Source organism: Pseudomonas sp. 3296, from assembly GCF_031456615.1.
Classification (GTDB): domain Bacteria; phylum Pseudomonadota; class Gammaproteobacteria; order Pseudomonadales; family Pseudomonadaceae; genus Aquipseudomonas; species Aquipseudomonas mucoides.
Genome location: NZ_JAVDUY010000008.1, coordinates 151,700 through 176,305 on the forward strand (window position 1 = coordinate 151,700; position 24,606 = coordinate 176,305).

Annotated in this window: 27 protein-coding genes; 23 read left to right on the forward strand and 4 right to left on the reverse strand. The window is 60.3% G+C overall.

What is annotated here, in order from left to right; translation table 11 throughout:
• Positions 1-175: 175 nt before the first annotated feature.
• The 22 genes from acpP (at position 176) to J2X66_RS22685 (ending at position 21,109) form a co-directional block, all read left to right on the forward strand.
• Positions 176-412, forward strand: coding sequence for an acyl carrier protein (gene acpP, locus J2X66_RS22580; RefSeq protein ID WP_003442511.1), 237 nt, complete (start codon positions 176-178; stop codon positions 410-412).
• Positions 413-521: 109 nt separating this feature from the next.
• A complete protein-coding gene (gene fabF / locus J2X66_RS22585; protein WP_027924042.1) occupies positions 522-1,766 on the forward strand; it encodes a beta-ketoacyl-ACP synthase II in 1,245 nt (414 codons plus the stop codon).
• The gene (gene pabC / locus J2X66_RS22590) at positions 1,766-2,581 is read left to right on the forward strand and encodes an aminodeoxychorismate lyase (protein ID WP_310268721.1); all 816 of its coding nucleotides are present in this window, start codon (positions 1,766-1,768) and stop codon (positions 2,579-2,581) included. Before fabF ends, pabC begins: the two co-directional genes overlap by 1 nt.
• Before the next feature lie 3 nt (positions 2,582-2,584).
• Positions 2,585-3,820, forward strand: coding sequence for an endolytic transglycosylase MltG (mltG, locus tag J2X66_RS22595; protein WP_310268722.1), 1,236 nt, complete (start codon positions 2,585-2,587; stop codon positions 3,818-3,820).
• Positions 3,821-3,839: 19 nt separating this feature from the next.
• Positions 3,840-4,472 (forward strand): dTMP kinase, encoded by a 633-nt coding sequence (tmk, locus tag J2X66_RS22600; protein ID WP_310268724.1) that lies wholly within the window; start codon positions 3,840-3,842, stop codon positions 4,470-4,472.
• The gene (locus J2X66_RS22605; protein WP_310268726.1) at positions 4,465-5,451 is read left to right on the forward strand and encodes a DNA polymerase III subunit delta'; all 987 of its coding nucleotides are present in this window, start codon (positions 4,465-4,467) and stop codon (positions 5,449-5,451) included. Before tmk ends, J2X66_RS22605 begins: the two co-directional genes overlap by 8 nt.
• 42 nt (positions 5,452-5,493) lie before the next feature.
• Positions 5,494-5,850, forward strand: coding sequence for a PilZ domain-containing protein (locus J2X66_RS22610; protein WP_310268727.1), 357 nt, complete (start codon positions 5,494-5,496; stop codon positions 5,848-5,850).
• A 14-nt stretch (positions 5,851-5,864) separates the two neighbouring features.
• Positions 5,865-6,653, forward strand: coding sequence for a TatD family hydrolase (locus J2X66_RS22615; protein ID WP_310268730.1), 789 nt, complete (start codon positions 5,865-5,867; stop codon positions 6,651-6,653).
• Between the two features lie 377 nt (positions 6,654-7,030).
• Positions 7,031-7,669: a TetR/AcrR family transcriptional regulator gene (locus J2X66_RS22620; protein ID WP_008152317.1), complete on the forward strand. Its 639-nt coding sequence runs from the start codon at positions 7,031-7,033 to the stop codon at positions 7,667-7,669.
• Between the two features lie 139 nt (positions 7,670-7,808).
• On the forward strand, positions 7,809-8,777 hold the full coding sequence (locus J2X66_RS22625; RefSeq protein ID WP_123432751.1) for a GTP 3',8-cyclase MoaA: 969 nt from the start codon (positions 7,809-7,811) through the stop codon (positions 8,775-8,777).
• A gap of 229 nt (positions 8,778-9,006) precedes the next feature.
• Positions 9,007-9,612 carry a DUF4823 domain-containing protein gene (locus J2X66_RS22630; RefSeq protein WP_310268737.1) on the forward strand — a complete coding sequence of 202 codons (606 nt, stop codon included), beginning with the start codon at positions 9,007-9,009 and terminating at the stop codon, positions 9,610-9,612.
• Positions 9,613-9,628: 16 nt separating this feature from the next.
• The gene (locus tag J2X66_RS22635; RefSeq protein ID WP_310268739.1) at positions 9,629-10,189 is read left to right on the forward strand and encodes a DUF1285 domain-containing protein; all 561 of its coding nucleotides are present in this window, start codon (positions 9,629-9,631) and stop codon (positions 10,187-10,189) included.
• A gap of 124 nt (positions 10,190-10,313) precedes the next feature.
• Entirely contained in the window at positions 10,314-11,030 is a 717-nt protein-coding gene (locus J2X66_RS22640) for a FadR/GntR family transcriptional regulator (RefSeq protein ID WP_310268742.1), read from the forward strand.
• A gap of 43 nt (positions 11,031-11,073) precedes the next feature.
• A complete protein-coding gene (locus J2X66_RS22645; protein WP_310268745.1) occupies positions 11,074-11,949 on the forward strand; it encodes an SMP-30/gluconolactonase/LRE family protein in 876 nt (291 codons plus the stop codon).
• A 195-nt stretch (positions 11,950-12,144) separates the two neighbouring features.
• Entirely contained in the window at positions 12,145-12,963 is an 819-nt protein-coding gene (locus J2X66_RS22650) for an SDR family oxidoreductase (protein WP_310268749.1), read from the forward strand.
• Positions 12,964-13,086: 123 nt separating this feature from the next.
• Entirely contained in the window at positions 13,087-14,091 is a 1,005-nt protein-coding gene (locus tag J2X66_RS22655) for a substrate-binding domain-containing protein (RefSeq protein WP_310268752.1), read from the forward strand.
• A 63-nt stretch (positions 14,092-14,154) separates the two neighbouring features.
• Complete coding sequence (gene araG, locus J2X66_RS22660; protein ID WP_310268755.1) at positions 14,155-15,699, forward strand: L-arabinose ABC transporter ATP-binding protein AraG; 1,545 nt, start codon at positions 14,155-14,157, stop codon at positions 15,697-15,699.
• 12 nt (positions 15,700-15,711) lie between these two features.
• Positions 15,712-16,680: an L-arabinose ABC transporter permease AraH gene (araH, locus tag J2X66_RS22665; protein WP_027924057.1), complete on the forward strand. Its 969-nt coding sequence runs from the start codon at positions 15,712-15,714 to the stop codon at positions 16,678-16,680.
• Between the two features lie 120 nt (positions 16,681-16,800).
• The gene (locus J2X66_RS22670; RefSeq protein WP_310268758.1) at positions 16,801-17,514 is read left to right on the forward strand and encodes a GntR family transcriptional regulator; all 714 of its coding nucleotides are present in this window, start codon (positions 16,801-16,803) and stop codon (positions 17,512-17,514) included.
• Complete coding sequence (locus tag J2X66_RS22675; protein WP_310268761.1) at positions 17,511-18,509, forward strand: ADP-ribosylglycohydrolase family protein; 999 nt, start codon at positions 17,511-17,513, stop codon at positions 18,507-18,509. Before J2X66_RS22670 ends, J2X66_RS22675 begins: the two co-directional genes overlap by 4 nt.
• A 211-nt stretch (positions 18,510-18,720) precedes the next feature.
• Positions 18,721-20,187: a cytosine permease gene (locus tag J2X66_RS22680; protein WP_310268764.1), complete on the forward strand. Its 1,467-nt coding sequence runs from the start codon at positions 18,721-18,723 to the stop codon at positions 20,185-20,187.
• Positions 20,180-21,109, forward strand: coding sequence for a PfkB family carbohydrate kinase (locus tag J2X66_RS22685; protein WP_310268767.1), 930 nt, complete (start codon positions 20,180-20,182; stop codon positions 21,107-21,109). Before J2X66_RS22680 ends, J2X66_RS22685 begins: the two co-directional genes overlap by 8 nt.
• A gap of 126 nt (positions 21,110-21,235) precedes the next feature.
• On the opposite strand, the gene J2X66_RS22690 is transcribed toward J2X66_RS22685, so the two are convergent.
• The 4 genes from J2X66_RS22690 to J2X66_RS22705 form a co-directional block, all read right to left on the reverse strand.
• Entirely contained in the window at positions 21,236-21,490 is a 255-nt protein-coding gene (locus J2X66_RS22690; RefSeq protein WP_310268770.1) for a hypothetical protein, read from the reverse strand.
• Positions 21,491-21,534: 44 nt separating this feature from the next.
• Positions 21,535-21,873, reverse strand: coding sequence for a hypothetical protein (locus tag J2X66_RS22695; protein WP_310268773.1), 339 nt, complete (start codon positions 21,871-21,873; stop codon positions 21,535-21,537).
• An 83-nt stretch (positions 21,874-21,956) separates the two neighbouring features.
• Positions 21,957-23,156: an MFS transporter gene (locus tag J2X66_RS22700; RefSeq protein WP_310268776.1), complete on the reverse strand. Its 1,200-nt coding sequence runs from the start codon at positions 23,154-23,156 to the stop codon at positions 21,957-21,959.
• Between the two features lie 111 nt (positions 23,157-23,267).
• A complete protein-coding gene (locus J2X66_RS22705) occupies positions 23,268-23,921 on the reverse strand; it encodes an HD domain-containing protein (protein WP_310268779.1) in 654 nt (217 codons plus the stop codon).
• Between the two features lie 130 nt (positions 23,922-24,051).
• Here J2X66_RS22705 and J2X66_RS22710 point away from each other — a divergent pair, with 130 nt between their 5' ends.
• Entirely contained in the window at positions 24,052-24,534 is a 483-nt protein-coding gene (locus J2X66_RS22710; RefSeq protein ID WP_027924067.1) for a GNAT family N-acetyltransferase, read from the forward strand.
• The last annotated feature ends 72 nt before the right edge of the window (positions 24,535-24,606 follow it).

Here is a 24,606-nt window from a genome sequence, read left to right on the forward strand (position 1 = left end):
CAAAAAAATGTCATACGAGCTGTCTAAAATCCGTTATAAAGCTGCAATCTATTTATAGGCAGAGGGCTGTCGGGTTTGAGGAGTGAAGCTTTCAGTTGAAAAGCTGAAAAGTCTTTCTATACACTTACCCACTGGCCAGCTGCCTGAATTTGTCCATTAGGAGTGAAAACAAGGTATGAGCACCATCGAAGAGCGCGTCAAGAAAATCGTTGCTGAGCAACTGGGCGTTAAAGAAGAAGAAGTGGTCAACACTGCTTCCTTCGTTGAAGACCTGGGTGCCGACTCCCTTGACACCGTTGAGCTGGTGATGGCTCTGGAAGAGGAATTCGAGACCGAAATCCCTGACGAAGAAGCTGAGAAGATCACTACTGTACAAGCCGCAATCGATTACGTTACTAACCACCAGGCTTAATAGCTTGTAATCGTTGCTTGCTGTCATGGAAAAACCGCACTGCCATCACGGCGTGCGGTTTTTTCTTTAGGCCTGATGCAAAGTCGTCATTTGAAAAAAGGAGAGTGCTGTGTCGCGTAGACGCGTCGTAGTCACCGGTATGGGTATGTTGTCGCCACTGGGCACGGATGTGCCGAGCAGTTGGCAGGGCATTCTGGCTGGCCGCAGTGGCATTGGTCTGATCGAACACACCGACCTTTCTGCCTATTCCACCCGTTTTGGCGGCTCGGTAAAGGGCTTCAATGTCGAGGAATATCTGTCGGTCAAGGAAGCGCGCAAGCTCGACCTGTTCATTCAATACGGTCTGGCCGCAGGTTTTCAGGCGGTGCGTAACTCGGGGCTTGAAGTCACTGACGCCAACCGCGAGCGTATCGGCGTGGCCATGGGTTCGGGTATTGGCGGTCTGACCAATATCGAAGAAACCAGCCGCACCCTGCATGATTCCGGCCCACGGCGGATCTCTCCGTTTTTCGTGCCAGGCTCGATCATCAATATGATTTCCGGTTTCCTGTCCATCCACCTGGGTGCACAGGGACCTAACTACGCCATCGCCACGGCGTGTACCACCGGTACGCACTGCATCGGCATGGCAGCCCGCAACATCATGTACGACGAAGCCGACGTGATGATTGCCGGTGGCGCCGAAATGGCCGCGTGCGGACTGGGCATGGGGGGCTTCGGTGCTTCCCGAGCGCTGTCGACCCGCAACGATGAGCCGACCCGTGCCAGCCGCCCGTGGGACAAGGGCCGTGATGGCTTCGTCCTTTCCGACGGTGCCGGTGCCCTGGTGCTTGAAGAGCTGGAGCACGCCAAGGCGCGCGGCGCGACCATCTATGCCGAGCTGATCGGTTTCGGCACCAGTGGCGATGCTTACCACATGACTTCGCCACCGGCGGACGGTGCAGGTGCCGCACGTTGCATCACCAATGCCCTGCGCGATGCCAAGGTCAACGTTGATCAGGTTCAATACATCAACGCCCACGGCACCTCGACCTCGGCCGGTGACCTTGCCGAAGCCTGTGCGATCAAGTCGGTGTTCGGCGATCATGCCTACAAGCTGGCCGTCAGTTCGACCAAGTCCATGACCGGTCACCTGTTGGGGGCGGCGGGCGCCGTTGAAGCCATCTTCAGCGTACTGGCGATCAACAGCCAGGTTGCGCCGCCGACCATCAACCTTGATGAGCCGGACGAAGGCTGCGACCTCGACTTCGTACCGCACACGGCGCGCAACATGGACATCGATGTAGTGCTGTCGAACTCCTTCGGGTTTGGCGGGACCAACGGCTCGCTGGTTTTCCGCCGGTTCGCTGACTGATGGACAGCTGGGTCGACGGTCAGCCGGCTGACGCTTTGTCGCTGAAGGATCGCGGCCTGGCCTACGGTGATGGTCTGTTTGAGACCATTGCCGTGCGCGGCGGGCAGCCGCTGTTGCTGGAGCGGCATCTGTCGCGTCTGGCGCAAGGCTGTTCGCGCCTGGCGATCACGACGGATCACGACCTGGTTCGCGACGAATTGCTGGCCTATGCCGCAGCGCTCGGTGAGGGCGTGCTCAAGCTCATCCTTACGCGCGGCGACAGTCTGCGCGGTTATGCGCCTGATCCTTCGGCGCAAGCCCGACGCATTCTGCAAGGCAATCCTGCGGCGGTATATCCCGCTGCGCATGCCGAGCAGGGCGTTCGATTGTTTCCCTGTGCCACACGACTTTCAGAACAACCCTTGTTAGCCGGGCTCAAACACCTGAACCGTCTAGAGCAAGTGATTGCCCGCTCCGAATGGCAAGACACCGAACATGCCGAAGGCTTGATGCTGGATCAGGCCGGTCGCGTGATCGAGGGCGTGTTCAGTAATCTGTTCCTGGTGCGTGATGGCGTGCTGATCACCGCCGATTTGAAACGCTGCGGCGTGGCCGGTGTGATGCGTGACGAATTATTGTTTCAAGCCGAGTCATCGGGAATTCCCGCGCAAGTGAGCGATATCACGCTCGAACAGCTGCAATGGGCCGATGAAGTCTTTGTCTGCAACAGCGTGTATGGCGTTTGGCCGGTGCGCGCCTATGCTGCGCTGAGCTGGCCGGTTGGGCCGCTCACCCGTAAACTGCAAATCATTGCCCGCGCGCTACTGGATGCTTGATACGTGAGACGTAAATTCTTGCTGCTGCTGGAAACCGGATTGGTACTGGCGGGGCTGTGTCTGGGCGCTTCTGCCTGGAAAATCCATTCGGCGCTGGAACAACCGCTGAACATCACCCAGGAAGAGCTGCTGGATGTGCCCAAAGGCACGACACCCACCCGCACCTTCTATCGACTCGAAGCCGACGGCGTCATCAAGGACGCATTCTGGCTGCGCGTTTACTGGCGCTTCAATCTGCCCAAGCAACCGTTGCACAGTGGCGAATACCGCATGCTTCCGGGCATGACGGTTGAAGGGCTGATAGACCTGTGGAAACGCGGCGAAATGGTTCAGTACAGTGTGACGCTGGTCGAAGGCTGGAATTTCCGCCAGGTCCGCGCCGCCCTGGCCAAAGATGAAAAACTCGAGCAGACAATCGCAGGTTTGAGCGACAGCCAGGTCATGGAAAAACTCGGTCACCGCGGGATTTTCCCGGAAGGTCGTTTCTTCCCCGACACCTATCGGTTTGTGCGTGGCATGAGCGACGTCGACCTGCTGAAAAAAGCCTATGACCGCCTCGACGAAGTCCTCGCCAAAGAGTGGGATCAACGTTCTGCGGATGCGCCGTACACCGAACCCTATCAGGCGCTGATCATGGCCTCGCTGGTGGAGAAGGAAACCGGCGTGCCGCAAGAGCGCGGGCAGATTGCCGGGGTCTTTGTTCGACGCATGGCGATCGGCATGTTGCTGCAGACCGACCCGACGGTGATCTACGGTCTGGGTGATCGCTACAGCGGCAAACTGACCCGCGCCCACCTCAAGGAAGCGACCCCGTACAACACCTATATGATCTCGGGGCTGCCACCGACGCCGATTGCCATGGTCGGCCGCGAAGCCATCCATGCCGCGTTGAACCCGGTGGCCGGCAACAGCCTGTACTTCGTTGCGCGTGGCGATGGCAGCCATGTGTTCTCCGATGATCTGGATGCCCATAACAACGCAGTGCGCGAGTTCCAGCTCAAGCGTCGTGCCGATTATCGTTCCAGCCCGGCGCCGATCCCTGGGCCAGAGGCGGCGAATGGCGAAGCACCGGAGGCCGAGGCGCCTATTCCGGCGGCTTCGCCTGATCCCGATCCCGAAGCGTTGCCCTCCGTCGTGCCGCAAGAACCGGCTCCGGCTCCGGCTCCGGTTCCGACGCCGACGCCTGCACCAGCAGCTGAGCCCGCGCCGGAAGCTGTCGCTCCGCAAAGCGCGCAATAATTTCTGATAAGGACTGCCCGTGACTGGCTTGTTTATTACCCTGGAAGGCCCGGAAGGCGCCGGCAAAAGCACTAATCGCGAATACCTGGCCGAGCGCCTGCGCGCTGCCGGTATCGAAGTGGTGCTGACCCGCGAGCCGGGTGGTACGCCGTTGGCCGAGCGGATTCGCGAAGTGCTGCTGGCCCCGGTTGATGAAGTCATGAACCCCGACACGGAACTGCTGCTGGTGTTTGCCGCGCGCGCCCAGCATCTGGCCGAAGTGATTCGCCCGGCGCTGGCTCGTGGTGCGGTGGTGTTGTGTGATCGTTTCACGGATTCCACTTACGCCTATCAGGGCGGCGGTCGCGGTTTGTCGCTGGAGCGTATCGCTACGCTCGAAACCTTTGTCCAGGGCGATCTGCGCCCGGACCTGACGCTGATCTTCGATCTGCCGGTGGAAGTGGGCCTGGCCCGTGCCAGCGCTCGTGGTCGTCTAGACCGCTTCGAACTCGAAGGCCGAACCTTTTTTGATGCCGTGCGCAGTGCGTTCCTCCAGCGCGCCGAGGCGGATCCGGCGCGCTATGTGCTGGTTGATGCCGCCCAGCCGCTGGTGCAGGTTCAGCAATCGCTGGACGCCTTGATGCCGCGTCTGCTGGAGTTGACCCGTGGCTGAAGCCTATCCGTGGCAGGACAGCCTCTGGCAACAGTTGGCCGGTCGTAAGCAACACGCTCACGCCTATCTGCTGCATGGCCCGGCCGGAATCGGCAAACGAGCGCTGGCGGAACGCTTGATGGCCAGTCTGCTGTGTCAACGGCCAACCGCGCAGGACGCGTGCGGTGAATGCAAATCCTGCCTGCTGCTGAAGGCTGGCAGTCATCCCGACAATTACATCCTCGAGCCGGAAGAAGCCGACAAGGCAATCAAGGTCGATCAGGTCCGTGATCTGGTCAGCTTCGTGGTGCAGACCTCGCAAATGGGCGGGCGCAAAGTGGTGTTGATCGAGCCGGTCGAGTCGATGAACATCAACGCCGCCAACGCCTTGCTCAAAAGCCTGGAAGAGCCATCGGGCGATACCGTTTTGCTGTTGGTCAGTCACCAGACCAGTCGCCTGTTGCCGACCATCAAGAGCCGTTGCGTACAGCAGGCCTGCCCACTGCCGAGCGAAGCGATGAGCCTTGCTTGGTTGGCGAAGGCGTTGCCGGACAGCTCGGAAGAAGAGCGCGTCGAACTGCTGACGCTGGCCGCCGGTTCTCCGCTGGGTGCGGTCAAGTTGCAGGCCCAGGGTGTGCGCGAACAGCGCGCGCTGGTAGTGGAGGGCGTGAAGAAGTTGCTCAAGCAACAGCAATCGCCGACGCAATTGGCCGAAGAATGGAAAACCATTCCGCAGTTGCTGCTGTTCGACTGGTTCTGCGACTGGTCGAGCCTGATCCTGCGCTATCAGCTGACCCAGGATGAAGACGGTCTGGGATTGACGGACATGCGTAAGGTGATTCAGTACCTGGCGCAGAAAGCCGCTCAGGATAAAGTCCTGAATATCCAGGACTGGATCCTCGCCCAGCGTCAGAAGGTGATGAGCAAAGCCAACCTCAATCCTGCGCTGCTGCTGGAAGCGCTGCTGGTGCAATGGGCCTCGCTGCCTGCCCAGAAGTGATCGTCTGCGCCTAGACTCTATGCATCAGCAGCGGAGGTCAGCATGAATGAACTCGTCAACCCGGGGCCGCGTAACGGCATTTTGTCCCTGACCATCAAGGACAAATCCGTGCTGTACGCGGCCTACATGCCCTTCATCAAAAACGGCGGCCTGTTTATCCCGACCAACAAAAGCTACAAGTTGGGCGATGAGGTCTTCATGTTGCTGAGCCTGATGGATGAAGCCGAAAAGATTCCGGTCGCGGGCAAAGTCACCTGGGTCACGCCCAAAGGCGCTCAAGGTAACCGCGCCGCTGGCGTCGGCGTGCAGTTCAACGACGGCGACAACACGGCGCGCAGTCGAATCGAAAACCACCTGGCCGGAGCCCTCAAGTCCGACCGTCCCACTCATACGATGTAAGTTGCAGCCCTTTTATGCTTGTAGATTCCCATTGTCACCTTGATCGTCTCGACCTCGCCGCCCATGGCGGCTCTCTGGATGCGGCGCTCGACGCGGCCCGTCAGCGAGGGGTAGGGCACTTCCTGTGCATCGGCGTGAGTGTCGACAACGCGGCCGACGTCAAAGCCCTGGCCGAACGTTATGACGACGTCGATTGTTCGGTCGGCGTGCATCCGCTGGATGTGCAGCCGGGCGCTGCGCCCGCACTGGACTGGTTGTTGCGTGAACTCAATCACCCGCGCGTCATCGCGATTGGCGAAACCGGTCTGGATTATCACTACGAACCGGAAGCGGCCGAGTTGCAGCAGGAGTCATTCCGCCTGCACCTGCAAGCGGCCCGGCAGACGGGCAAGCCGGTGATCATCCACACCCGCGGCGCCCGTGCCGATACTTTAAGCTTGCTGCGTGAGGCGGCACTGTCACAGGCCGGCGTACTGCATTGCTTCACCGAAGACTGGGACATGGCCAAGGCCGCGCTGGACATGGGTTATTACATTTCCCTGTCCGGTATTGTCACTTTCCGCAATGCCGATGCGCTGCGCGATGTGGCCAGCAAAGTGCCTGCCGACCGCTTGCTGGTGGAAACCGACTCGCCATACCTCGCGCCGATCCCGTATCGCGGTAAGCCGAACCTGCCGCAGTATGTAAGGGAAGTCGCGGAATTTATGGCCATGTTGCGGGGTGAGCCTTACGAGCGATTTGCCGAGCAGACCACCGAGAATTTCAAGCGGCTGTTCCCTTTGGCGCATGTGAAGCCGGTTTAGGGCTATCGCGAGCAGGCTCGCTGCGCAGGGTCAAATCGCAGGCAAAAAAAACCCGGGTTCTGGGGGGTGAATCCGGGTTAAGACCATTAGGAGTAAAACAATGGTACGCGGTCCGTTGGTACCAATATCGGCGCAACACTTGGGGGAGATGTCTCGCCGACAGTTCAAGTATTGATCACTATTGCGCCTAGTCCAGTTTACGGGCCCCGGTTTTTAAACAATTTTGGAATACGCCCGCTTCGGAAGAGTTCTCATCAATGAGCGAGCCTGCGGGAAATCATCAAGAAACACAGATATGGTCGGATGATCCGTGCATTTTTGCGTAAGTTAGGCATAATACGCGGCTTCGAATTTTGACCCCCAACAGACCTTTTCTTATGCATAAAGAACCTCGTAAGGTCCGTGAGTTTCGTCGCCGCGAGCAAGAAATTCTCGATACCGCGCTCAAGCTGTTCCTCGACCAAGGTGAAGACAGTGTCACCGTCGAGATGATTGCTGATGCCGTCGGTATCGGCAAAGGCACGATCTACAAGCACTTCAAATCCAAGGCGGAGATCTATCTGCGCCTGATGCTTGATTACGAGCGTGATTTGAACGAGCTGTTGCATTCGGCCGATGTCGACAAGGACAAGGAAGCGCTGTCCCGGGCCTACTTCGAATTTCGCATGCGTGATCCGCAACGCTATCGGTTGTTCGACCGCCTGGAAGAGAAGGTGGTCAAGGGCAATCAAGTGCCGGAGATGGTCGAGGAACTGCACAAGATCCGCGCCTCGAACTTCGAACGCCTGACCCTGCTGATCAAAGGCCGGATCAGCGAAGGCAAGCTCGAAGACGTGCCGCCGTACTTCCATTACTGCGCATCGTGGGCGCTGGTGCATGGCGCTGTGGCGCTCTATCACTCGCCGTTCTGGAGCAACGTGCTGGAAGATCAGGAAGGCTTCTTCCAGTTTCTGATGGACATCGGCGTGCGCATGGGCAACAAGCGCAAGCGCGATACCGACACTCCTAGCAGCTGAACCATTCAGCTGCCTGATTGCGTCATGATTTCGCTATATGGCGCAGTACCGCAGGAATATACTCAGGCTTGGGACTTGCCAAAACTTGAATTCTGAGTCAAGTTTTGTGCGTTCCACTTGTCCATCGCCGGAGTGATCCATGATCGTTGACCGTCAAGGCAGGCGTTTTCGCAATTTGCGGATCAGCCTGACCTCAGCCTGCAATTACGCGTGCACCTACTGTGTGCCCAACGGCAAGCGGCTGGTGGCTGCGCAGGATGAGTTGTCGGCCGAGGCCATGGCGCGCGGCGTGGCGTATTTGATCGAGGCGGCGGGCATCGAGCGTTTGCGTATCACTGGCGGCGAGCCGCTGGTCAGCCCCAAACTCGAAGCCTTCATGACCGCCGTCGGCCAGATGGGCCTGGAAGACATCAGCCTGACCACCAATGGTCAGCTGCTGGCGAAAAAGCTGCCGTTGCTGGTGGACGCCGGCATTCGTCGTATCAACGTTTCCCTCGACACCCTGGACGCCAGCGCCTTTCGCAGCATTGCCCGCGGCGGCGATCTGGCGACCGTGCTCGACGGCATGGATCAGGCCAGCGCAGCAGGCATGAAGATCAAGGTCAACATGGTGCCGCTGCGCGGACAGAACCTTGATCAGGTAATGCCGCTGCTCGATTACTGCCTGGAGCGCGGTTACGAATTGCGCTTCATCGAGCTGATGCGCATGGGCCACCTGGCCACCGACTCCAATGCGTTCCTGCAACAGTTCGTCAGCCTCCAGCAGTTGCTGAGCCTGATTGGCGAGCGTTATGAGTATCTGCAGGCCGATGCACCGGTCGATGCCACTGCGGTGCGCTACGAGATTCCGGGGCAGGGGCATTTTGGTGTGATCGCCAATGAAAGCGTTCCATTCTGCCGTACGTGCTCGCGCTTGCGTCTTTCGTCCACGGGTTGGCTGCATGGCTGCCTGTCGTCGAGTAATCGCCATTATGTCGGCGACTTGCTCGACAAACCTCGCCATCAAGCGCTGCCGGCGTTGCAGCGGTTACTGGTGAAGGCCTTGGGTGACAAGCAGGAAGTGGCGTTCTCCGGCGGCGCGACAGTCATGAAGATTATTGGCGGCTGAGTACGCTCCCCTGTAGCCGCTGCCGAAGGCTGCGTCCGGCTGCGTAGCGGCCGTAAATCCTGTAATCAAAAATATATCTGGAACACCGCATCGCCTGATCTCGCGACCGCTGCGCAGTCGGACGCAGGCTTCGCCAGCTGCTACAAAGGCGTACTTCTCCCGAGCTGGCGCGGAAGCTGCATCCCATGGCCATTCGCCGGTTTTCCGTCACCGGCCTCTGGAGGGTAGGATGCGTAGCCTGGTTTTGCTGCTGGCCGTTTTGGCGCTTGGTGGCTGCATGAATGTCAGCGACATGGCTGAAGGGACTCGCTACCAGATGAGCGACGCAGGGCTGCTGGATCACAGCGACAGTCGTCGGGTGAACAACCTGCGGATTCAGCCGGACTCATTCATCTACATCGCCCAAGGTGCCTTTTCGCCACCGGGCAGTCCTTATCCGCGTCCAAATGTGGTGGCCGAAGAAGCCTTTAACGGCTTTATCGAATACTTCCCGATGGTCCGCCGCGCCCGTGCACCCGAAGGCCTCGACCAGGCCATGGCTGAAGCCCGTGCCGCCGGTGCCCATTACCTGCTTTACACACGGTTCGCCAAGGCTGACGACCGCATCGGCAACTCCGATGAGTGGCTCGATCAGGAATACGTGGACCGCCTCGGCATCGACAGCGGCGTGATTCAGATCATGTTGATCGAGACCAGCACCCAGTATTTGATTGATACTGCACGCATCAAGAGTCGTGGCGGTTTACTGACGTTCCACGACAACAAGCCAGAAGACCTGATCGGCCCACCCCTGCAGCAATACGCGCGCAGCCTGATCGGGATCAGCGACCAGTAACTTAAAGGAGAACGCCATGAGTGGCCCGCAAAAAGCCAACGACTTGTTGGGGCAAATCCCCAAGACCAAAGGCTTGCCGCCGGTCCACCTGTGGAACCCCGACTTCTGTGGCGACATCGACATGCGCATCGCCCGCGACGGCACCTGGTATTACCTGGGCACACCAATCGGGCGCAAGCCGATGGTCAAATTGTTCTCGACCATCATTCGTCGCGATGGCGATGATTACTTCCTGATCACTCCGGTCGAGAAGGTCGGGATCAAGGTCGATGATGCGCCGTTCGTGGCGATTGCCGTCGATGTGGAAGGCGAGGGTGAGGCGCAGCTCCTGAGGTTCACCACCAATGTGGATGAAATGGCCGAGGCAGGCGCGGAGCACCCGATTCGGGTGGTCATCGATCCGGTCACTCAAGAGCCCGCGCCCTATGTGCATGTGCGAACCAATCTTGAAGCGCTGATCCACCGCAATGTGTTCTATCAACTGGTGGAACTGGCCGTGACCCGTGAAATCGACGGGCAACGCTGGCTTGGCGTGTGGAGTGGCGGCGAGTTTTTCCCCATCGGTCTCGAGCCTTGATACATCCCCCTGTGTGAGCAAGCTCGTGTCCACAGGGTTCTCGGTGTTCTTTCAATAATCCAATTGACACCCAATCGTATGATGATTAGCGTGTTGCTCCTTCGTGCGCGGTCTTGAGGTTTCCATGTCCAGCAGTTTTCACGCCTCAACGGTCGATTGGCTGGGTTGCTGGATTGCCGCTGGCGGGGTCAAACCCGGCGAAACCCTCAAGGTCGAAGCCGACCTGGGCGAGCAGCTCGGTGTCAGCCGCACGGTCATCCGTGAAGCCATCAAGACCCTGGTCGCCAAAGGCATGCTTGAGGTCGGGCCGAAAGTCGGTACGCGGGTGCTGCCGGTGCGGCGCTGGAACCTCTTCGATCCGCAAGTCGTCGGTTGGCTGTCACGCAGTGGTTTGCCGGAAAACTTCGTCGACGATTTGCTCGACCTGCGCCGCACCATCGAGCCGATGGCCGTGCGCTGGGCCTGTGAACGGGCGACGGTCGAGCAAGTGCAGGCCATCCTCCTGGCCTACAACGCGCTGGAGCGGGCCGTGGACAGTGGCGTCGACTACAACCGCGCCGACCGGGTATTCCACGAGTGCATCCTCGCCGCCAGCCACAATCAATTCATCGAACAAATGGTCCCGGCGCTCGGCGCGCTGCTGGCGGTGTCGTTCGAAGTTTCCGCTGCCGACCCCGACGAACTGCGGCGTACGCTGCCCATCCACAAAGACATGGCCGACGCCATCGCCGCCCGCGACGCCGCGCGCGGGGTGTGGGCATGCATGACCCTGATCGATAACGCAGACCTGGCGATCAAACGCTTCTACCCCCAAGTCGTGGCCGACAAAAGAACCGGCTGACCACACACATTCCCCTAAAAACAAGAACAAGGCAGGAGGCTTCATGACGTTGAATGCGCTGACCCAGCACCGGGCCCGGCTTGGCGAAGGCCCGTTCTGGGATGCCCCGACACAGGCGCTGTACTGGGTCGACATCGCTGGCAAACAAGCGCTGAGGCTCATCGGCGCCAACGTCCAGATCTGGGAAATGCCGGAACACATCTCCGCCTTCATCCCGTGTGAAAGCGGCGGTGCGCTGGTCGCGTTGAGCAGCGGCGTCTATCGTCTGGACCTCGACTCCCCGGGCCTTGAACCACGCCTGACCTTGTTCTGCATGGCCGACCCACAACCCGGCAACCGCCCCAACGAAGCCCGTTGCGATGCGCAGGGGCGGCTCTGGCTCGGCACCATGCAGAACAACATCGGCGAAAACGGCGAAGACTTGCCGGTCACTCGTCGTTCCGGTGGCTTGTTTCGCATCGACCGCGATGCCCGGGTCACGCCGTTGCTTCGCGGTCTGGGAATTCCCAACACGCTGCTGTGGAGCGAAGACGCCACCACGCTGTTTTTCGCCGACAGCCTCGACGCCACGCTGTACCGCTACTTCATCCATGCCGATGGCAATCTGGACACTGCTTATGTCTGGTTCGGTCCCGATAAGCGTGGGGTCCCCGACGGCTCGGCCATGGACGCCGAAGGTTACATCTGGAACGCCCGCTGGGATGGCAGTTGCCTGATAAGACTGACCCCGGACGGACACGTCGATCGAATCATCGAACTGCCTGTCAGCCGTCCCACCAGTTGCGTATTCGGTGGCGAAGACCTGAAAACCCTGTACATCACCAGCGCGGCGAGCCCGCTCAACCATCCGCTGGACGGCGCGGTGTTGTCGCTTCGGGTAGACGTGGCCGGAAAACCATGCACTCGCTTCGCTGGATAAATCCCAAAATATGGGATGTAAAATTATATATTGAGATTATTTGCCGGGCAGGTTTATAGTCGACCATCAGTTACACGCACTCACACTTAAAAAAACAAAACAGGTGAAGCGATGCAGCGATTTTCCAGACAGTCTTTTGACCGGACATCGACAGATGCCCGGTTTTTGTCGTGCCTGCAAAAGGAGTCTTGATTCATGGCTGAACCTCTTTCCTTGCCAGCGGTGCCGGAGCCGCCCAAAGGCGAGCGCCTGAAGAACAAGGTGGTGTTGCTCACCGGCGCTGCCCAAGGCATCGGCGAGGCCATCGTCGCGACGTTCGCGGCCCAGCAGGCCAAGTTGATCATCAGCGATATCCAGGCTGAGAAAGTCGAGAAAGTCGCGGCGCATTGGCGTGAACAGGGGGCGGACGTGGTCGCGATCAAGGCTGACGTTTCGCATCAGCAAGACCTGCACACCATGGCCAGGCTGGCGCTCGATCTGCACGACCGCATCGACGTCCTGGTCAACTGCGCCGGGGTCAACGTGTTTCGCGACCCGCTGGAAATGACCGAGGAAGATTGGCGTCGCTGCTTCGCCATCGACCTCGACGGCGCCTGGTACGGCTGCAAGGCTGTGCTGCCGCAAATGATCGAGCAGGGCATCGGCAGCATCATCAACATTGCGTCGACCCACTCCAGCCACATCATTCCGGGCTGCTTCCCGTACCCGGTGGCCAAGCACGGTTTGCTCGGCCTGACCCGTGCACTGGGCATCGAATACGCGGCCAACGGCATTCGCGTCAACGCCATCGCGCCGGGCTACATCGAAACCCAATTGAACGTGGATTACTGGAACGGGTTTGCCGACCCGCATGCCGAGCGTCAACGCGCCCTGGACTTGCATCCGCCGCGTCGCATCGGTCAACCGATGGAAGTGGCCATGACTGCCGTGTTCCTGGCCAGCGATGAAGCGCCGTTCATCAATGCCTCGTGCATCACCATCGATGGTGGGCGCTCGGTGATGTACCACGACTGAATAGAACCGCTTTCAGGCGCGGAACTCCGTCTGAAAGCCAATCATCATACGATATGACTATTAGCTTCAAAGTGTTTACCGGCTTTCAAATAACGCTCAAAAAAAATAACAAGGAGTCAGCTTATGAATCGTCGTCGCGGGATCCGTTCCCTGTGCTGTGCCGCTCTGGCGGTCACCGCGGTTAGCCTGAGCAGTACGCTGCTGGCAGCCGAAGAAGTAAAGATTGGTTTTCTGGTCAAGCAAGCGGAGGAGCCCTGGTTCCAGACCGAGTGGGCCTTCGCTGAAAAGGCCGGTAAAGACAAAGGCTTCACCGTTATCAAGATCGCTGTGCCGGACGGCGAGAAAACCCTGTCTGCCATCGACAGTCTTGCGGCCAACGGCGCCAAGGGTTTTGTGATCTGCCCGCCGGACGTCGGCCTCGGCCCGGCCATCGTGGCCAAGGCCAAGGCCAATGGTTTGAAAGTGATGGCGGTCGATGACCGTTTTGTCGATGCCAGCGGCAAGTTCATGGAAGACGTGCCTTACCTCGGCATGGCCGCCTTTGAAGTCGGCCAGAAACAGGGCGCGGCGATGGCCACCGAAGCGAAGAAACGCGGTTGGGACTGGAAAGACACCTACGCGGTGATCAACACGTTCAACGAACTCGACACTGGCAAGAAGCGCACCGACGGTTCGGTCAAGGCGCTGGAAGACGCGGGCTTCCCGAAAGACCACATTCTCTTCACGGCGCAGAAAACCCTCGACGTCCCGGGCAGCATGGACGCCACCAACTCTGCATTGGTGAAACTGCCGAGTGGCGCGAAAAACCTGATCATCGGCGGCATGAACGACAACACGGTGCTGGGCGGCGTGCGCGCTACCGAAACCGCCGGTTTTGCAGCGGCCAACGTCATCGGCATCGGCATTAACGGTACGGATGCTATCGGCGAACTGAAAAAGCCCAATAGCGGCTTCTTTGGTTCGATGCTGCCAAGCCCGCACATCGAAGGCTACAACACCGCCAGCATGATGTTTGAGTGGGTCACCACCGGCAAAGAACCACCGAAATACACCGCCATGGACGACGTGACGCTGATCACGCGCGAGAACTTCAAGCAGGAACTGGAAAAGATCGGCCTCTGGAACTGAGGCACGGTTGCTTTCAACGGTGGCCCTGGCGAAGGGGCTGCCTGATCTGTGAAGAGGTGGTTTATGCACGCGCAAGTACAGACACATGAGCACAGCGTCGGCGGCAGCCTGCGCTTCAACGGGATCGGCAAGACCTTTCCCGGCGTGAAGGCGCTGGATGGCATCAGCTTCGTCGCGCACCCGGGGCAGGTTCACGCCTTGATGGGCGAGAACGGCGCCGGCAAATCGACCCTGCTGAAGATCCTCGGCGGCGCCTACACGCCGAGCAGCGGCGACCTGCGGATCGGCGAACAGACGATGGCGTTCAAATCCACCGCCGACAGCATCGCCAGCCGCGTCGCGGTGATCCATCAGGAATTGCACCTGGTGCCGGAAATGACCGTGGCGGAGAACCTGTTCCTCGGGCACCTGCCGGCCAGTTTCGGCCTGATCAATCGTGGCGCCTTGCGTCAACAGGCACTGGCTTGCCTCAAAGGCCTCGCGGATGAAATCGACCCGCAAGAGAAAGTCGGGCGCCTTTCCCTCGGGCAGCGGCAACTGGTGGAAATCGCCAAGGCGTTGTCCCGTGGCGCGCACGTCATTGCGTTCGACGAACCGACCAGCAGCCTGTCGGCACGCGAGATCGATCGCTTGATGGCGATCATCGGGCGCCTGCGCGACGAAGGCAAAGTGGTGCTCTACGTCTCCCATCGCATGGAAGAAGTGTTCCGCATCTGCAACGCGGTAACGGTGTTCAAGGACGGTCGCTACGTGCGCACCTTCGAGGACATGAGCGAGCTGACTCACGATCAATTGGTGACGTGCATGGTCGGTCGCGACATTCAGGACATCTACGATTACCGCGCTCGGCAACGTGGCGCAGTGGCGCTCAAGGTCGATGGCCTGCTCGGCCCCGGCTTGCGCGAGCCGGTGAGTTTCGAGGCGCACAAAGGCGAGATTCTCGGATTGTTCGGGCTGGTCGGTGCCGGGCGCACCGAGCTGTTCCGCTTGCTCAGCGGGTTGGAGCGCAACACGGCTGGACGGCTCGAATTACGCGGCCATGAACTGAAACTGCGCTCACCGCGCGATGCGATTGCGGCCGGGATTCTGCTGTGCCCCGAGGACCGCAAGAAGGAGGGCATCATCCCGCTCGCGAGTGTCGCCGAGAACATCAACATCAGCGCTCGCGGCGCGCATTCCACCTTCGGTTGCCTGTTGCGTGGCCTGTGGGAAAAGGGCAATGCCGACAAACATATCAAGGCGCTGAAGGTGAAGACGCCCAGCGCCGAACAAAAAATCATGTACCTGTCCGGCGGCAATCAGCAGAAGGCCATTCTCGGTCGCTGGCTGTCGATGCCGATGAAAGTCCTGTTGCTCGATGAGCCGACTCGGGGCATCGACATCGGCGCCAAAGCCGAGATTTACCAGATCATCCATAACCTGGCCGAAAGCGGCATCGCGGTGATCGTGGTGTCCAGCGACCTGATGGAGGTGATGGGTATTTCCGACCGCATTCTGGTGCTCTGCGAAGGCGCGATGCGCGGCGAGTTGTCTCGCGCCGAGGCCAATGAATCCAACCTGCTGCAACTGGCTTTGCCGCGCCAACGCGCTGACGGCGTGGCGAACTGAGAGGTGACTATGATGACAACCCAAAACAACGCCCTGCCTACCGAGCGCAAACCTCTGGACCTGCGGCGCTTTCTCGATGACTGGGTGATGCTGCTGGCAGCCGTCGGGATCTTCGTGCTCTGCACGTTGCTGATCGACAACTTCCTCTCGCCACTGAACATGCGCGGCCTGGGCCTGGCGATTTCCACCACCGGCATCGCCGCGTGCACCATGTTGTATTGCCTGGCGTCCGGGCATTTTGACTTGTCCGTGGGCTCGGTGATTGCCTGTGCCGGTGTGGTTGCGGCGGTGGTGATGCGCGACACCGACAGCGTCTTTCTCGGGGTGACGGCAGCACTGTTCATGGGCCTGATTGTCGGGCTGATCAACGGGATCGTGATTGCCAAGCTGCGGGTCAACGCGTTGATCACCACGCTGGCGACCATGCAGATCGTTCGCGGTCTGGCTTACATCTTCGCCAATGGCAAAGCGGTTGGCGTCTCGCAAGAGCAATTCTTCGTCTTCGGCAACGGCCAGTTGTTTGGCGTGCCGGTGCCGATCCTGATCACCATCGTCTGCTTCCTGTTTTTCGGCTGGCTGCTGAACTACACCACCTACGGGCGCAACACCATGGCCATCGGCGGCAACCAGGAAGCGGCGTTGCTGGCCGGGGTCAACGTTGACCGGACCAAGATCCTCATCTTCGCCGTGCATGGCGTGATCGGCGCGTTGGCCGGGGTGATCCTGGCGTCGCGCATGACCTCCGGGCAGCCGATGATTGGCCAGGGTTTTGAGCTGACGGTGATCTCGGCTTGCGTGCTGGGCGGGGTGTCGTTGAGCGGCGGGATCGGCATGATCCGGCACGTGATTGCCGGGGTGTTGATTCTGGCGATTATTGAAAATGCGATGAACCTGAAGAACATCGATACGTTTTACCAGTATGTGATTCGTGGTTCGATCCTGTTGTTGGCGGTCGTCATCGACCGCTTGAAACAGCGCTGAGAGTTGATCGTTCCCACGCGGCGCGTGGGAACGATCATTGGCCGCGAAGCAGTCCTCCTTCCGTCACTTCCCCTAAATATTCCTTGCTCGTCACGACCCGTTTCGGTTATCAGTTTGTACATGATTAGACAGGTACGATTCGACAAGAAACAACGGGTGGTCGACGAGCTCATCCGGCGCATTGAAAGCGGCCTCATGGAGGACGGTCTTCTGCTGCCGGGCGAGCATCAGTTGGCTCAAGAATTCAAAGTCAGCCGAGGGACGCTGCGTGAAGCACTCGCCGAGTTGAAACGGCGCAACTACATTGCGACGCAAAGTGGTGTCGGTTCCATCGTCACCTTCGACGGTGTGGTGCTCGATCAGCGCAGCGGCTGGGCCCAGGCGTTGGCCGACAGCGGAGCACTGGTCAACACCGAAGTGCTGCGGCTGGAAGCAGTGACGCGAGCGGACCTGATGCCGCGTTTCGGCACTGACCAATTCATCACCCTCGACCGGCGTCGCCGCTCCAACGACGGCACGCTGGTCTCCCTCGAACGCTCGTTGATGCCCGCGACCGGCGGCCTGGAAAGCCTGCCGCGCGTTGGCCTGATCGACAATTCCCTGACCATCACCCTGGCCGCCTACGGCTACATCGGTGAGCGCGGCGATCAATGGATCGGCGCCGAACCCCTGAATGCCGAAGACGCCGAGTTGCTGGGGCGTCCGGTGGGCACCGTATTCCTCAAGGCGCTGCGGACTACCTACGACCGGCAAAACCGCTTCATGGAGCAAGTCGAAAGCCTGCTCGATCCCGTACATTTTCGCCTGCACCTGCAATTTGGAACCCCGAAATGACTGCGCTCAACCGTGCCCTGGGCGCGTTTTACGGACTGGCCCTGGGCGATGCGCTGGGCATGCCGACCCAATCCCTGAGCCGCGCCGAGATCAAGGCGCGCTTCGGCGAAATCACCGATCTGGAAGACGCCGGCCCCGATCAACCGATCGCCGCCAACATGCCCAAGGGCTCGATCACCGACGACACCGAACAGGCGATTCTGGTCGCTCGGTTGCTGATTGAAGGTGAGGGACGGATCGAGCCGGCGGTACTCGCGCAGCGGCTGATCGAATGGGAAGTCGAGATGCAGGCCAAAGGCTCGCAGGACTTGCTCGGGCCTTCGACCAAGCGGGCGATCGAGATGATCCTCGCCGGTCATTCGCCGGAAGAAGCGGGGCGTTACGGCACCACCAATGGCGCGGCAATGCGCATCACGCCGGTCGGCATTGCGGCGGATGTCGTCGACCCGGAGCGTTTCATCACAGCGGTGGTGCAGGCGTGTCAGGTCACCCACAACACCACGCTGGGCATCTCCAGCGCGGCGGCGGTGGCGGCGGTGATTTCCGCCGGGATCAATGGCATGGATTTGGGCGAAGCGCTGAACCTCGGCCAGCAGATCGCGCAGCAAGCCGAAGGTCATGGTCACTGGGTGGCGGGCGGACGGATTGCCTCGCGCATCAGTTGGGCACGCAGCATTAGTGTCGACAGCGACAAGGCGCTGCTGGCCGACGTGATGTACGACGTGATTGGCACCTCGGTGGCCTCGCAGGAATCGGTGGTGGTTTCGTTTGCCCTGGCGCAGCAAGTGGCCATTGGTGAGATGAGTGCCTTTGAAGCGTTGTGCATGGCTGCGGGACTGGGCGGTGACACCGATACGATGGCGGCGATTCTCGGCGCGATGCTGGGGGCTTGCCTGGGTCTTGAGAGTTGGCCGGTGGCGATGATCGACAAGGTCAAAGCGGTTAATGGCCTCGAATTGGAACCGTTGGTGCAAGGGCTTCTGGCTTTGCGTTGACTGGACTGACCTCTTCGCGAGCAGGCTCGCTCCCACAGGATTTGCGACTGGCATAAATCCCGTGCGGGAGCGAGCCTGCTCGCGAAAGCCGCGCCGCCGACCTGAAATATTCACCCGCAATGGAAAGCACGAAAACGGCCAGGACAGCCGGGATGTTGTCTCGACTTCCGCAATTGCCCACAACCACAAAAATGGCAACAGGAGTATTTTCATGAGTTCATCAACCGCCGGGCAAAGTGCCGGGCAACTGGAAACGCGCGGCATCGAACCGGTGCCGGAAGCGGAGTGCAACGGTCATCCGCTGCAACTGTTCTGGGTCTGGTTCGCCGCCAACATTTCCATCCTCGGCCTGCCGCTGGGCGCCACGCTGGTGGCGTTTCGTGGCTTGGCAATCTGGCAGGCAATCATCGTTGCGATCCTCGGCGCTGCCGGTTCCTTCGCGGTGGTCGGGATCATCTCCATCGCCGGTCGTCGTGGCCGTGCACCGAGCCTGACGCTGTCGCGAGCAATCTTCGGTGTACGCGGCAACATCGGCCCAACCCTGGTTTCACTGATGTCGCGCCTGGGCTGGGAAACCGTCAACACCACCACCGCCGCGTTCGTGTTGCTGTCGCTGTGCTCGATCCTGTTCGGATCGCCCGTAGAAGCCAAAAGCGCGCCGGTTCTGACGTTGCTGTTTATCGCGATTTTCGTGTTGCTGACGTTGTCGGTGTCCGGCCTCGGTCACGCCACGCTGCTGGTGATTCAGAAGTGGGCGACCTACGTGTTCGGCGCGCTGAACATTGTGGTCGGCGGTTTCCTCTGCGCCACCATCGACTGGAGCGCCGTGTTCAACGCCACGCCTGCACCGTTGAGCGCCATGATCATCGGCGTCGGCACCATGGCCGCCGGCACCGGGATCGGTTGGGCCAACGCCGGTGCCGACATGTCGCGCTACCAGCATCGCAGTGTCAAAGCCGCGCGCCTGGTGGCGTCGGCAGCGTTCGGTGCGGGGATTCCACTGGTGTTGCTGATCACCCTCGGCGGCCTGTTGTCGGTGGGTAACAATGACCTGGCTTCCGCCACTGACCCGATCATCGCGATCCGCGACATGCTGCCGACCTGGATGGCCGTGCCTTACCTGATCACCGCGTTTGGCGGCTTGCTGCTGTCGAATAACCTGTCGGTGTATTCGGCTGGCCTGACCACGTTGACCCTCGGTTTGAAGGTCAAGCGTGTGTACGCGGTGGTAGTGGATATCGTCGCGATCTTCGCCGGTTCGATCTACTTCATGCTGATCGCCGACAGCTTCTACGGTCCGTTCATCACCTTCATTTCCTTGCTGGCAGTGCCGATCACCGCGTGGGTCGGGATCTTCGTCGTCGACCTGATTCACCGTCATTACTACAGCCCCAAAGACCTGCTGGACGTCAGCCCGAGCAGCGCTTACTGGTACAGCGGCGGTATCGAATGGCGCGCCTTCGGTGCATGGGCCGTGGCGATCGTGTTGGGCTTCAGCTTTACCACCATCGGCACCACCGAACAGACGGTGTGGTTCCGTGGTTTCCTGTCCGACTCGTGGCTGGGCCATAACGGCCTGGGCTGGATCGTCACGTTCCTGGTGGCCGGCGGGATTTATTGTGTACTCGGTGGCGCCAAGGATCGCCGCGCCGCCATGACTGAGAATGCTCATGCCTAATTTGCTGCACACCGGCCAGGTCATCATCGACCTGGTCATGGCCGTGGATAAATTGCCTCAAACCGGCGGCGACGTGCTGGCGAAGTCCGCCAGTTTCGAAGCCGGCGGCGGCTTCAATGTGATGGCTGCGGCCCAGCGTAATGGCTTGCCTGTGGTCTACCTCGGGCGCCATGGCACCGGGCGTTTCGGCGATCTGGCGCGTGAGGCGATGCAGGCGGAAGGCATCCGGATCGGCATCGCCCAACCCGCACACCGGGACACGGGGTTGTGCGTGGCGGTGACGGATGCCTCGGCCGAACGCAGTTTCATTTCCTACATCGGTGCCGAAGGCGAACTGACCGCAGAAGACCTGGCCAGCGTACCGGTCGAGGCGGGCGACTATGTCTACGTCAGTGGTTACAGCCTGCTGCAGGTCGGCAAGGCGCAGGCGCTGGTGGATTGGGTGCTGGAGTTGCCCAAAGGCATCAACGTGATGTTCGATCCGGGCCCGCTGGTGGATTCGCCGGATGAGCCCTTGATGCAAGCCTTGCTGGCGCGCATCGATATCTGGACCAGCAACAGTGTCGAGGTGCTGCGATTTACCGGCGCATCGGACATTGCCGAGGCGCTGGATCGCCTGGTCGATCACCTGCCGGCCGACGTTTTGATGGTGGTACGCGATGGCCCGCAAGGGTGCTGGATCAGCCAGCATGGCGAGCGTCAGCATGTGCCGGGTTTCAAAGTGGCGGCGGTGGACAGCAACGGGGCGGGCGATGCGCATGCCGGAGTGTTTGTGGCTGGGCTGGCGCACGGGTTTCCGGCGGTTGATGCGGCGCGGCGGGCGAATGCCGCGGCGGCGTTGGCCGTCACTCGGTGGGGGCCGGCGACTTCGCCGGGGAGTGCGGAGGTGGATGCTTTAATCCGAGAGACGTTCGGCGCCTGATCTACCGCCTTCGCGAGCAAGCCCGCTCCCACATTTAACCGAGTCAGGTCAGACAACTCGTTCAAATGAGGGAGCGGGCTTGCTCGCGAAGGGGTCAGTACAATCAGCGACAATCCTGACGGCTACTCAGCTATCCAGCCTGCGCGCCGCCTCGACACCCGCAGCACTCAGTTTGATCGGTAAGTTCAATGAGTGCTCACCCACTTCATTGCACGTCACATGGCCGTGTTGAATCAGCCCTCGGTCCTGCAGGGCGGCGAGGGCGCTGGCCACGACTTTCTCGCCCCGATAATTATCCAGGACCTCCTTGCCCAAGCCACTTGGGTGGGCGTGCAACAGGCGGGTCAGGACTTCTTTTTCCAGGTTGCTATCGTCGTTCATGCTTACCTCTTGATGGTTGTTGAGAGGTTGCTCGCGTCAGCGAGCTATTGATTGGCACCGCCCTCGGAACCCGAGCCACCGGTGGTGGTTTTCGAGCCGATGCCGCTGCCGGCGTTATCGGGTGTGCGGGTGTCGGGAAGGTTCAGTCCACCTTGACGGCCGGCGTCGTTGCCCTGAGTCCGTGGGTCAGTGCCCGTGGAGGGCGGCAGGCTGTTGTCGATGCCGGAGCCGTTGGTGTTCATGCCGGGTGCGCTTTGGATGGCGGGCGCTTTCGGGCCCTCGACCGGGTTGGTCGGGCCGGTTCCTTCAGCGAGTGTCGCGGCGAATGCGGCAGAGGACAGCAGCGTGGTGAGGGCGAGGGCGGTCAACCTGGACATGAACATGGCATCGTCTCCGTTTAATAGAGTCCTTACCTGATGTTGGTCCGCCCGGGATTTGCATTGGTGCCTGAGGAACGACGAACGGTCTAGGCTGGCTGCACGGCTTTAGCCGGCGTGAGCCGACGCCAGATCAACCGGCCCACGGTGATCAGCCAGTTCAGGACAGCCACGGCCAACACGGTCAGCAGTAGCGTCGGCATCCCGTGTTCAACGATGAGTTTCCCCGCCAGCAAAGGAAATCCAAACACGCCGATGAAGTAGGCGAGGCTGAACAACAGCAAGGCTTGTGAGGTCGTGCCGTGCGGCGCTTCGTTGGCCGCCAGGCCATTGATCACCGAATAGGTCAGCCCGTATCCGACACCGAGCATCACCGCCGCCAGTACATAGCTGACCCCGCTGTCGACCACGAAACCAAACAACACAATCGAGCCCATCATCAGGCCCGACAACAGGCAGGAGGCGCGGAACGGGTCACGCTTGACCACGATGCCGGCGATCAGCATGCGGCTGCTGATTGCTGCGCCCATGAAGCCGAAAAAGAACAGCGAGTAGTCCAGCGAACGGGATGCGGCGTAACTGGTCTGGAAGCTCGACAGACCGCCGAACACGCAACCGCCGAGACCCACCATGATGATCGGGAACATAGCCCGGGACGACAGCACTTGAGCCGTTGCGCGCCAGGAAATCCGCGCGACCGAGGTGGTGGGCGTTTTCTTGAGGTGTGCATCCAGTCGCCAGAACAGTAAAACGCCGATCAGGCTGGCCAGCGCGGCGAGGTAAAACGCCGCGGTCACCGGATAGCCGAGGGCACTGGCAGCACGGCCCAGCAAGGGACCGCTGCCAATTCCAGTCATCATGCTGCCCGACAGCAACGCAAAGTATCTGGCGCGCTGGGCCGGCGTCACCAGGCTGGCCACGATGATCGGCCCGAGGGTGTAGAACACGCCCCAACCCAGCCCCAGCAACAGTCCGAAAAACAGCAGCAGGTTGCCGAAGCCCGGGGTCAGGGCGAAGCCGAGACTGGCCGCCACCAGCAACACGCCAAACACGGCAATCGACCGCGCGGCACCGAGCAAGTCGGACAAATGCCCCGAAACGATCACCGCCGCGAAGGTGCTGAGCATGGCCGCCGAAATCACACTGCCGGCATCGTGTTCATTGCCGCCGCGTGAGCCGATCAGCAACGACAGTAAAAAGGTCGCGCCATAGGACAGCGACAGCAAATAGCTGGCGAGGCAAAACAGGCCGAACAACCGGCTGGAGACTGGGGGTGTTGCGCTGGACATGACGCGGTTCCTTGACCGATAGACGTGAGCGTTATCTATCTATCACGAAGGGCGCCGATGTTAGGTCTGTGGTTACCGATTTCAGGATCAGTACTGACCGGAGTATCGCCTTCAGCAGACGCCGATCTCTTCCTTGAACTGCTCCATGAAACCCTTCAGGCGCTCGTGCCTGATCTGCGCCAGGTCTCGACCGGTTGCGGTCTGGAAGCCGTCCGCCAGGTGCAGCAGCTTGGTCTGGAAATGGTCGAGGCAAAAGCGTTTGTCGTCGTAGTCGCGGTGCTGTGCTTCCGGGTCCAGCGGGTCGTACAACGCGCTGCCCATGCGCCCGGCAACGTAGAACGTGCGCGCGACGCCGAGCAGGCCGAGGGAATCGAGGCGGTCGGCGTCCTGCATGATCTTCGCTTCGAGTGATGTCGCGGGAATGTTCGCGGAAAAGCTGTGAGCTTCGATGGCGTGGGCCACTGCGCTGATGTTGGCGCGTGACCATTTCAGGTCGGCCAATACGGCAGATGCTTTTTCGGCGGCCAGGCCTGATGCTCGCGAACGCAGCGGAGAGTTCTTCTCCACCGCCACGCAATCGTGCAAAAGCACGGCCGCGAGCAACACCTCAAGATCGCCGCCTTCCTGCGCGTGAATCGTGCGCGCGTTGTGCCAGACCCGCTGCAAGTGCGACAGATCATGGGCGCCGTCTTCTGAAGGCTCCAGCGCGTGGGGCAGCAAGTCAGCGGCGAGGGTTTGCAGCGGCGCGAAAGCATCAGTGGTCATACACATCCTGTTAAGTGAAAAATTTTCAGCCACAACACCGGGTCCATGATTCAGGATCAATTTCCCATGTGACGGACGCAGCGTGGCAACTTAGTATGGCGTTTTCAACCTTTGACGAAGGCACGTCCCCATGACGATCGAGATCCGCCCGGCGACCCCCAGCGATGCACCGCAAATCCTCGGGTTCATCACTGAACTGGCCGACTACGAACGTGCCCGCCACGAAGTCATCGCCAGCGTCGCCGACATCGAGCGCAGTCTGTTCAGCGAGGGCGCCACTGCCCACGGCCTGATCTGCCTGCGTGACGGCTTGCCAATCGGCTTCGCGGTGTTCTTCTTCAGCTACTCCACCTGGCTTGGCAGCAACTGCCTGTACCTCGAAGACCTTTACATCACCCCTGAACAACGCGGCGGCGGGGCGGGCAAAACCTTGCTGCGCCACCTGGCGAAAATCGCCTGCGCCAATGATTGCGGACGCTTTGAGTGGAGCGTGCTGGACTGGAACAAACCGGCGATCGAGTTCTACAAATCGTTGGGTGCGCAGCCGCAGGAAGAGTGGGTTCGGTACCGGATGGATGGGAAGGTGTTGCGCGAGTTTGCCGAGGGTAATTGATCGTCAGTCATGTCTTTTAAAAGATCGCAGCCATGAGCTGCGATTTTTTTGCACTAATCCCAATATATGGGA

What these genes read in the sequence shown, in the direction of transcription:
- acpP (WP_003442511.1), top strand. Translation starts at nt 176, where the DNA reads ATGAGCACCATCGAAGAGCGCGTCAAGAAAATCGTTGCTGAGCAACTG.
- pabC (WP_310268721.1), top strand. Translation starts at nt 1,766, where the DNA reads ATGGACAGCTGGGTCGACGGTCAGCCGGCTGACGCTTTGTCGCTGAAG.
- J2X66_RS22610 (WP_310268727.1), top strand. Translation starts at nt 5,494, where the DNA reads ATGAATGAACTCGTCAACCCGGGGCCGCGTAACGGCATTTTGTCCCTG.
- J2X66_RS22615 (WP_310268730.1), top strand. Translation starts at nt 5,865, where the DNA reads ATGCTTGTAGATTCCCATTGTCACCTTGATCGTCTCGACCTCGCCGCC.
- J2X66_RS22620 (WP_008152317.1), top strand. Translation starts at nt 7,031, where the DNA reads ATGCATAAAGAACCTCGTAAGGTCCGTGAGTTTCGTCGCCGCGAGCAA.
- J2X66_RS22625 (WP_123432751.1), top strand. Translation starts at nt 7,809, where the DNA reads ATGATCGTTGACCGTCAAGGCAGGCGTTTTCGCAATTTGCGGATCAGC.
- J2X66_RS22630 (WP_310268737.1), top strand. Translation starts at nt 9,007, where the DNA reads ATGCGTAGCCTGGTTTTGCTGCTGGCCGTTTTGGCGCTTGGTGGCTGC.
- J2X66_RS22635 (WP_310268739.1), top strand. Translation starts at nt 9,629, where the DNA reads ATGAGTGGCCCGCAAAAAGCCAACGACTTGTTGGGGCAAATCCCCAAG.
- J2X66_RS22640 (WP_310268742.1), top strand. Translation starts at nt 10,314, where the DNA reads ATGTCCAGCAGTTTTCACGCCTCAACGGTCGATTGGCTGGGTTGCTGG.
- J2X66_RS22645 (WP_310268745.1), top strand. Translation starts at nt 11,074, where the DNA reads ATGACGTTGAATGCGCTGACCCAGCACCGGGCCCGGCTTGGCGAAGGC.
- J2X66_RS22650 (WP_310268749.1), top strand. Translation starts at nt 12,145, where the DNA reads ATGGCTGAACCTCTTTCCTTGCCAGCGGTGCCGGAGCCGCCCAAAGGC.
- J2X66_RS22655 (WP_310268752.1), top strand. Translation starts at nt 13,087, where the DNA reads ATGAATCGTCGTCGCGGGATCCGTTCCCTGTGCTGTGCCGCTCTGGCG.
- araG (WP_310268755.1), top strand. Translation starts at nt 14,155, where the DNA reads ATGCACGCGCAAGTACAGACACATGAGCACAGCGTCGGCGGCAGCCTG.
- araH (WP_027924057.1), top strand. Translation starts at nt 15,712, where the DNA reads ATGACAACCCAAAACAACGCCCTGCCTACCGAGCGCAAACCTCTGGAC.
- J2X66_RS22670 (WP_310268758.1), top strand. Translation starts at nt 16,801, where the DNA reads ATGATTAGACAGGTACGATTCGACAAGAAACAACGGGTGGTCGACGAG.
- J2X66_RS22675 (WP_310268761.1), top strand. Translation starts at nt 17,511, where the DNA reads ATGACTGCGCTCAACCGTGCCCTGGGCGCGTTTTACGGACTGGCCCTG.
- J2X66_RS22680 (WP_310268764.1), top strand. Translation starts at nt 18,721, where the DNA reads ATGAGTTCATCAACCGCCGGGCAAAGTGCCGGGCAACTGGAAACGCGC.
- J2X66_RS22685 (WP_310268767.1), top strand. Translation starts at nt 20,180, where the DNA reads ATGCCTAATTTGCTGCACACCGGCCAGGTCATCATCGACCTGGTCATG.
- J2X66_RS22690 (WP_310268770.1), bottom strand. Translation starts at nt 21,490, where the DNA reads ATGAACGACGATAGCAACCTGGAAAAAGAAGTCCTGACCCGCCTGTTG.
- J2X66_RS22695 (WP_310268773.1), bottom strand. Translation starts at nt 21,873, where the DNA reads ATGTTCATGTCCAGGTTGACCGCCCTCGCCCTCACCACGCTGCTGTCC.
- J2X66_RS22700 (WP_310268776.1), bottom strand. Translation starts at nt 23,156, where the DNA reads ATGTCCAGCGCAACACCCCCAGTCTCCAGCCGGTTGTTCGGCCTGTTT.
- J2X66_RS22705 (WP_310268779.1), bottom strand. Translation starts at nt 23,921, where the DNA reads ATGACCACTGATGCTTTCGCGCCGCTGCAAACCCTCGCCGCTGACTTG.
- J2X66_RS22710 (WP_027924067.1), top strand. Translation starts at nt 24,052, where the DNA reads ATGACGATCGAGATCCGCCCGGCGACCCCCAGCGATGCACCGCAAATC.